Consider the following 590-nt stretch of genomic DNA (forward strand, 5'->3'; position numbering starts at 1 on the left):
TTCATGACAGAAGAGGTGATCCCCAAATTTGTTCTGCCAGATAACATTGATTACCGTCTGTTTGAGCACGGCGGACACGTTGGCTTTCTGACTGGTACGGCATTAAAACCAAAGTTCTGGTTGGAGGAAGCCCTACCCGCGTACTACGAAAGTGTCGCGGCAGAGTACCTTTCAGCTGTATCCAAACCGCGAACACAGTAAACTAGCCTTTCATCATAAAAGTTTGAGGTATTTATGATCATTCCTTGGCAAGACATCGCGCCAGAAACACTGGAAAATCTAATTCGTGAGTTCGTACTACGCGAAGGCACCGACTATGGCGCGGTTGAAATTTCACTGCAAAACAAAATCGATCAAGTGAAGACGCAACTAGAAAAAGGTGAAGCCGTCATCGTGTTCTCAGAACTGCATGAAACGGTTGATATTCAACGCAAAGCAAAGTTTTAGCACGTTCACATTTTTACCGTATCCCACTCGATGACAAGTCGTTGTTACATGCTATAGTGGGTTATCGACCGTGCAGCGGTTCGCTGCTGCACTTTACAGGTACGTAATTTTCGACAAGGTTTGTCATGTCAGCTAAACACCCA

General features: G+C 45.3%; 1 protein-coding gene and 1 pseudogene. Both read left to right on the top strand.

Annotated features, from left to right (window positions below; translation table 11 throughout):
- A pseudogene (locus tag R7040_RS28255) lies at nucleotides 1–201 on the top strand (hydrolase); the annotation flags it as partial.
- Between the two features lie 33 nt (nucleotides 202–234).
- A complete protein-coding gene (locus R7040_RS28260) occupies nucleotides 235–447 on the top strand; it encodes a YheU family protein (protein WP_024702342.1) in 213 nt (70 codons plus the stop codon).
- The last annotated feature ends 143 nt before the right edge of the window (nucleotides 448–590 follow it).

This window comes from Vibrio sp. 1069 (assembly GCF_033340555.1).